Annotated in this window: 1 protein-coding gene; it reads right to left on the bottom strand. The window is 71.2% G+C overall.

Translation table 11 applies throughout. The features are described 5' to 3' along the window. Positions 1-287: 287 nt before the first annotated feature. Positions 288-1,187, bottom strand: coding sequence for a TIGR03619 family F420-dependent LLM class oxidoreductase (locus ACWELQ_RS45920; protein WP_452403232.1), 900 nt, complete (start codon positions 1,185-1,187; stop codon positions 288-290). Positions 1,188-1,245: the final 58 nt, after the last annotated feature.

Raw genomic sequence — 1,245 nt, 5'->3', positions numbered from 1 at the left:
CCACCCCCGCCGCCAGGACCGGTATTCCGACTCCGACGACTCCGGCCAACGCGACCGGATTCCGCAACCCCACCGGCCCGGACTCCCTTCGATACCACCGCGGGCCGGTGTCCCGGACGGTTCACCCGGGCGGCCCTGCGGCACAACGGGATCGAGTATGCCCGGTGGGAGATCGATTTGCCCACCCGGCTCCGCGACCCGAGAGCAGGGCGGCCGACCGGGTCCACCGACACCGGGCGAGGCGGCGTTGGTGGTCCGCCCCGCTCACCGGATCTGTGGGTGGTCGCTCAGCCGCGCAGGCGCTCGAGCAGTCGCAGCGCGGTGTCGAGGGTGGCGTCGACGGTGTCGGTGACGTAGAGCAGGTCGATGAAGAAATCGTCGAATCCGGTATCGGCGGCGACGGTTTCGATGGTGGTGGCGACGAGTTCGAGATCGGTGCCCGCGGCCACGTTGACCCGCAGCACGGTGTCGATGGCCTGGGGGTCGCGCCCGGCGGCGACGGCGGCCTCGTCGATGATCGCGCGCAGTGTCAGCAGCTGCTTGCCCCAGCCGGGCGGGCCGGGCACGGGAACCACGGGCAGCCAGCCGTCACCGCGGCGGCCGATGCGCGCGAGCCCGGCGGGGCTGAACGCACCCAGATAGACCGGCGGGTGTGGCCGCTGCACGGGCTGCAGTTCGCTGCGATGTTCGGGCACGTGCACGAATCGGCCGTCGTATCCGGCCGGGTCGGTGGTCCAGATGGCGTGCAGCGCATCGAGGGTCTCGTCCAGTCGCGCCCCGCGGTGGGTGAAGGGGATACCCGCGGCCGCGTACTCCTCCGGCGACCACCCGATCCCGAACCCGGGGATCAGCCGCCCTTCGCTGACTACGTCGAGGGTGGTCAGGGCGCGGGCCAGGTGTACGGGCCGATGCAGCGGCGCGATGAGCACATTGGTGCCCAGCCGTACCCGCTCGGTCACCGCGGCCGCGATCCCCAGCACCAGGAACGGGTCGAGCACGGAGTTGAACTCGTCGGGAATGGTGTCCTTGCCGGCGTATCCGACGCTCGGATCGGTGGCGGCCAGCAGTCGTTCCCCGACCCAGAGGCTGTCGGCCCCGGCCTGTTCCAGCGCGGCGGCGTAGTGGCCGATCCGCGCGCCTTCCCGAGCTGCCGGACCGTACTGCGGAAGCGAGAACCCGATTTTCACCCTTTCCGTGATACCAGACACGCCCGAGCCTCTCCCGCGCCGACCCCGGACAGGATGG

This window comes from Nocardia sp. NPDC004722 (genome assembly GCF_053601505.1).
The sequence above is the reverse complement of the archived record's forward strand: the minus strand, read 5'-3'. Positions and strand labels throughout refer to the sequence as shown.